8 protein-coding genes are annotated in these 5,496 nt (G+C 63.4%); 4 read left to right on the forward strand and 4 right to left on the reverse strand.

What is annotated here, in order from left to right; all coding sequences use genetic code 11:
• Positions 1-252, forward strand: a 252-nt coding sequence (locus tag ACVOLZ_RS21980; RefSeq protein WP_481517986.1) for a hypothetical protein, incomplete at its 5' end; no start/stop codon positions are given.
• Here ACVOLZ_RS21980 and accC read toward each other — a convergent pair.
• The 4 genes from accC to aroQ form a co-directional block, all read right to left on the reverse strand.
• Positions 198-1,565: an acetyl-CoA carboxylase biotin carboxylase subunit gene (gene accC / locus ACVOLZ_RS21985; protein ID WP_481517987.1), complete on the reverse strand. Its 1,368-nt coding sequence runs from the start codon at positions 1,563-1,565 to the stop codon at positions 198-200. The two genes, ACVOLZ_RS21980 and accC, sit on opposite strands and share 55 nt — an antisense overlap.
• 54 nt (positions 1,566-1,619) lie before the next feature.
• Positions 1,620-1,997, reverse strand: coding sequence for a four helix bundle protein (locus ACVOLZ_RS21990; RefSeq protein WP_481517988.1), 378 nt, complete (start codon positions 1,995-1,997; stop codon positions 1,620-1,622).
• A gap of 15 nt (positions 1,998-2,012) precedes the next feature.
• Entirely contained in the window at positions 2,013-2,486 is a 474-nt protein-coding gene (accB, locus tag ACVOLZ_RS21995; protein ID WP_481517989.1) for an acetyl-CoA carboxylase biotin carboxyl carrier protein, read from the reverse strand.
• A 64-nt stretch (positions 2,487-2,550) separates the two neighbouring features.
• On the reverse strand, positions 2,551-2,985 hold the full coding sequence (gene aroQ / locus ACVOLZ_RS22000; protein WP_481517990.1) for a type II 3-dehydroquinate dehydratase: 435 nt from the start codon (positions 2,983-2,985) through the stop codon (positions 2,551-2,553).
• A gap of 536 nt (positions 2,986-3,521) precedes the next feature.
• Here aroQ and ACVOLZ_RS22005 point away from each other — a divergent pair.
• The 3 genes from ACVOLZ_RS22005 to ACVOLZ_RS22015 all read left to right on the forward strand — a co-directional run bounded on the left by ACVOLZ_RS22005 (position 3,522) and on the right by ACVOLZ_RS22015 (position 5,358).
• Complete coding sequence (locus ACVOLZ_RS22005) at positions 3,522-4,151, forward strand: TetR/AcrR family transcriptional regulator (protein WP_481517991.1); 630 nt, start codon at positions 3,522-3,524, stop codon at positions 4,149-4,151.
• A 10-nt stretch (positions 4,152-4,161) separates the two neighbouring features.
• On the forward strand, positions 4,162-4,839 hold the full coding sequence (locus ACVOLZ_RS22010; RefSeq protein ID WP_481517992.1) for a type 1 glutamine amidotransferase domain-containing protein: 678 nt from the start codon (positions 4,162-4,164) through the stop codon (positions 4,837-4,839).
• Between the two features lie 108 nt (positions 4,840-4,947).
• Positions 4,948-5,358, forward strand: a complete 411-nt coding sequence (locus tag ACVOLZ_RS22015) for an organic hydroperoxide resistance protein (RefSeq protein WP_481517993.1) — start codon at positions 4,948-4,950, stop codon at positions 5,356-5,358.
• Positions 5,359-5,496: the final 138 nt, after the last annotated feature.

Consider the following 5,496-nt stretch of genomic DNA (forward strand, 5'->3'; position numbering starts at 1 on the left):
GCCATGCTCGGCTGGGGCTCTGCTGGTAATGCCCATGCCGAGCATGGCTCGGCACTACAGAAAGCAGATGCCGAGCATGGCTCGGCACTACAGAAAGCAGATGCCGAGCATGGCTCGGCACTACAGAAAGCAGATGCCGAGCATGGCTCGGCACTACAGGAAGCAGGTGCCGGGCGTTGCCCGGCACCCACCTTCGATCAGGTCAACGCGATCGAACGGGTCTTGCGCTCGGCCAGACGCTTTTCCAGGTAATGGATGTTCTGTCCACCGGCCTGGAAGCCCTGGTCGCGCATGATGCGCTGCTGCAACGCGACGTTGGTCTTGATGCCGTCCACCACCATCTCGCTCAGCGCCACCCGCATGCGGGCAATGGCGGTTTCGCGGTCCGGACCGTGCACGATCAGCTTGCCAATCATCGAGTCGTAGTTCGGCGGCACCTTGTAACCAGCGTAGATGTGCGTATCAACGCGCACACCCGGGCCACCCGGCGGATAGAAACCGGTGATCAGGCCGGGGCTGGGAATGAAGGTTTCCGCGTCCTCGGCGTTGATGCGGCATTCGATCGCGTGGCCGTGCAGCACCACGTCGCTCTGCTTGATGGTCAGCTTCTGGCCGGAGGCAATGCGCAGCTGTTCGGCAACCAGATCGATGCCGGTCACCATCTCGGTCACCGGATGTTCCACCTGCACGCGGGTGTTCATTTCGATGAAGTAGAACTTGCCGTCTTCGAACAGGAACTCGAAGGTGCCGGCGCCGCGGTAGCCGATGCGGATGCAGGCTTCCACGCAGACCTTGCCGATCTGCTCGCGCAGTTCGGCGCTGATGCCCGGTGCCGGTGCTTCTTCCACCACCTTCTGGTGGCGGCGCTGCATCGAGCAGTCGCGTTCACCGAGGTGGATGGCGTTGCCCTGGCCGTCGGCCAGCACCTGGATTTCCACGTGACGCGGATTTTCCAGGTACTTCTCCATGTAGACCTCACCATTGCCGAATGCCGCCTTGGCTTCGGACTTGGTGGTTTCGATGGAGGCCTTCAATGCGCCCTCGGCATGCACAACGCGCATGCCGCGGCCGCCACCGCCACCGGAGGCCTTGATGATGACCGGGTAACCGATCTCACGGGCGATCTTGGTGTTGGCGACGATGTCTTCGCCCAGCGGGCCGCCCGAACCGGGCACGCACGGCACGCCGGCGGCCTTCATCGCGCGGATGGCTTCAACCTTGTCACCCATCAGGCGGATGGTTTCCGCGCGCGGGCCGATGAAGATGAAACCGGACTGCTCAACGCGCTCGGCGAAGTCGGCGTTCTCGGACAGGAAGCCGTAACCCGGGTGGATGGCCTGCGCGTCGGTGACCTCGGCCGCGGCGATCAGTGCCGGGATGTTGAGGTAGCTTTCCGACGACGGTGCCGGACCAATGCAGACCGACTCGTCGGCCATGGCCACGTGCTTGAGATTGCGGTCAACGGTGGAATGCACCGCGACCGTGCGGATGCCGAGGGTGTGGCACGCGCGCAGGATGCGCAGCGCGATTTCACCCCGGTTGGCGATTACGACTTTATCGAGCATGTCAGGGCCGTGAATGGGGAGTGGGGAATCGGGAATGGGAAAGAGCTTGCATCTTTAGTTCCCACGCTTTTGTAGAGCGTTCATCAAAGCGGTCAAGCGCGCGAAAATCCGATCAATCAGCTCATCAAGTGCGGCAATTTGGCTGATGTAGCCCAAGCGGCAGGCGATCTGCAGATGGGTGCTTGCTTCAGACAACGATCCACGAGCAATTGATAGAAAACGCAGGTATTCGGGAGTGGAGCGGCGGGCAGCGCCCTCGGCGATGTTGGCCGGCACGCTGACCGCGGATCGCCGCAGCTGCGACGTCAATCCGAAAAGCTCGGATCGCGGGAAAGCTTCAGAAGCCTTGTAGACCATTTCCACCATGTCCATGGAGTCTCGCCATACGTCGAGCCGCTCGTGCGGCCGCTTTGGCGAGTCTCCATTCTCCATTCCCGACTCCCGGCTTTACTGGATCACGAACAGCGGCTGGTCGAATTCAACCGGGCTGCCGTTCTCGCCGAGGATGGCCACCACGGTGCCGGACACTTCGGCCTCGATCGGGTTGAACATCTTCATCGCTTCGATGATGGCCAGGGTTTCACCGGCCTTGACGGTCTGGCCAACGCTGACGAAGGCCGGCTTGTCCGGCGAGGACGAGGAATAGAAGGTGCCGACCATCGGTGCGCGCTGCACGTGGCCTTCCGGCAGGGCGTTGCCCGGCTTGGCGGTGCCGCCGGTGGAGGCTTCGGTCGGGCCGCTCATCGGCATGGCCGGAGCAGCAGCCGGGGCAGCGGCATAGACCGGTGCCGGCGCGGCGACGTAGGTGCCAACCGGGTTACGCGACAGGCGTACGGACTCTTCGCCTTCCTTGATCTCGATTTCAGCCAGGTTCGACTCTTCCAGCAGGTCGATGAGCTTCTTGATTTTGCGCAGATCCATTGAATGCCTCTTTGGGTGTTGTCTGCAGATACCCGCAACAACGCGGCATCTGCCAAGGGATGGTTCAGAGCCGCTGCAGAGCGGCGTCCATGGCGTAACGGTAGCTGTCGGCGCCGAAGCCGCAGATGACACCCACCGCCTTGTCACTCAGATAGCTGTGCTGGCGGAAAGGTTCACGGGCATGCGGGTTGGACAGGTGAATCTCGATGAACGGAATCGCCACCCCAGCCAGCGCATCGCGCAGGGCTACCGAGGTATGAGTGAAGGCGGCGGGGTTGATCAGGATGAAAGCGGTTCCATCGGCACGCGCAGCCTGCACCCGGTCCACCAGCACATGCTCGGCGTTGGACTGCAGGTGCTCGCTCTGGTGCCCCTGCGCCTGTGCCTGTGCAGCGAGCGCAGCGTCGATCTGGGCCAAGGTGGTGTGGCCGTAGACGTCGGGCTCGCGGGTGCCCAGCAGGTTGAGGTTGGGGCCGTGAAGGACCAGCAGTTTTGCCATGTGCCAAGGGTCGGCGGGGAAGGGCGGCAGTGTGAGGGAAGCGGGGAATGCTGTCCAGTTCGGCGAAATTAGCAGTGTTTTAATCGTTTGTTTGAAATTTGGGGCTTTGCTGCAGTCGCCTGCGGTGCGGTGCTTCAGGGCCGTCTTGGTAAGCCTTGGGGGCACTTGCAGCAGCGTGGGCAGGAGTGCCGCGCCTGCGCGATGCGCGGAACTTGCGAGGAAATGAGCGAAGTTGGGCCTTCCTCTGAAATCCTCGACGGCCAGAGCCCCTCTCCCGCTCGCGGGAGAGGGGTTGGGGTGAGGGCAGAACGAAGCAGCAATCGTTGATCTGCGGATAAACCAGCCGCGCCTGGCTTTAGGCGATGAAGCCAAAGCCAAAGCCAAAGCTCCCCTCATCCGCCCCTTCGGGGCACCTTCTCCCGCAGGCGGGAGAAGGGAAAAGCCTGGGCAGTCCTTTTTCTCCTCGAGCTGTGGCCACAGGTTCCAGTAATCACCTGTTAATAGACGACCGGTCTATTCGGAGTAAGCTCCGCTCCATGAACCTATCCCCCAAAGCCCAAGCCACCCGCCAGCACATCCTGGACACCGGTTACCGGCTGGTCCTGCAGAAGGGCTTTGCCGCCCTTGGCCTGCAGGAAATCCTCAAGGCCTGCGCCGTGCCCAAGGGCTCGTTCTATCACTACTTCGCGTCAAAGGAAGTGTTCGGCTGCGAGCTGCTGCAACAGTACGTAGACGGCTACGGGTGCAAGCTCGAGCAGCTGCTGGCCGAACCCGGCAATGGCCGCGAACGCCTGATGCGCTACTGGGACGCCTGGGCGCGTGACCCGGCCGACCCAGCGCAGGGCTGGGCCGAGGAATGCCTGGTGGTGAAGCTGGCCGCTGAAGTGTCCGACCTATCCGAAGACATGCGCCGCGTGCTCGACCAAGGCGTGCAGCGCCTGCTGCAACGTATTGCTGCACTGGTCGAAGAAGGCCGTGCCGACGGCTCGCTGCCGAACGGCAAGCCTGCACTGCATGTCGCCCGCGTGCTGTACCAGATGTGGTTGGGTGCGGCCCTGCTGTCCAAGCTCAGCCAGGACCGCCTGCCGCTGCAACAGGCACGCGAAGCCACCGAACACCTGCTGTTGTGCGGCAACACCGTCGCACTTTCCACCCCCACCCATTGAAGGCACTGCCATGAATGTTCTGTTCGTACTGACCTCGCACGACCAGCTCGGCGACACCGGGCACAAGACCGGCTTCTGGCTGGAGGAGTTCGCCGCCCCGTATTACGTGTTCAAGGATGCCGGCGCCACCATCACCCTCGCATCGCCGGCCGGCGGCCAACCGCCGCTGGACCCGCGCAGCGATGAGCCCGATGCACAGACCCCGGCTACCGACCGCTTCCGCAACGACCGCGACGCCCAGCAGCAACTCGCCACCACGCTGCCACTGAAGCAGATCGACGCCGCAAAGTTCGACGCGGTGTTCTACCCCGGCGGCCATGGCCCATTGTGGGATCTGGCCCGCGATGCGGACTCCATCGCACTGATCGAAACCTTCAACCGGGCCAACAAGCCACTCGGTCTGGTCTGCCACGCACCCGGCGCGCTGATCGCCGCACGCGCTGCAGACGGCAAGCCGTTGGTTGCCGGCCGCAAAGTCACCGGTTTCTCCAACAGCGAAGAAGACGCCGTCGGCCTGAGCGCGGTGGTGCCCTTCCTGATCGAAGACGAGTTCACCCGCCTCGGTGGTGATTACAGCAAGGGGCAAGATTGGGCGCCTTACGTGCTCAGCGACGGCCACCTCGTCACCGGCCAGAACCCGGCCAGCTCAGAAGCCGTGGCCAAGGCATTGCTCGCACAACTGGCCTGAGCCGCGTAGCCCGGGTAAGCGAAGCGCACCCGGGAAACACGCAGTCAACAAACAGCTCCAAATCCGCCTCCAACCGACGTACCCAACGCACCCCATAAGGAATCGGCAATGAAGATCTTCTACAAAACCCGCGCCACCGCCACCGGTGGCCGCGCCGGCCGCACCGCACTGGACGACGGCAGCCTCGCACTTGATCTGGCCCTGCCGGGTTCCGGCAAGGCCGGCGCAAACCCCGAGCAGCTGTTCGCCCTCGGCTACGCCGCCTGCTTCGACAACGCCTTACCGGTAGCCGCAAAGCAGCTGCAGTTGCAGCCAGCCGGTACCGCCACCTCGGTGGAAGTAGGCATCGGCCAGACCGCCGAAGGCGGCTACGCATTGGACATCGACCTGCACGTTGAAGTGAAAGGTCTGGACCAAGCCGACGCCCAGCGCCTGGTCGAAGCCGCGCACAAGATCTGCCCGTACTCGAACGCTACGCGCGGCAATGTGGATGTCCGCCTGCACGTAACCGTGGCCTGATTAAAAAAAGCCAAGTCAGTGCATAGCACTGATAAGCACTTGTAGGAGCGGCGGGAGCCGCGCAGCGGGCCCGGCGTACGCGCTTGGGATCAGTGGCCAATGGTGTTGTGCGGGGGTCGCGGCGCCCCCCGCCCCCCC

It is taken from the genome of Stenotrophomonas sp. STEN020 (assembly GCF_056760195.1).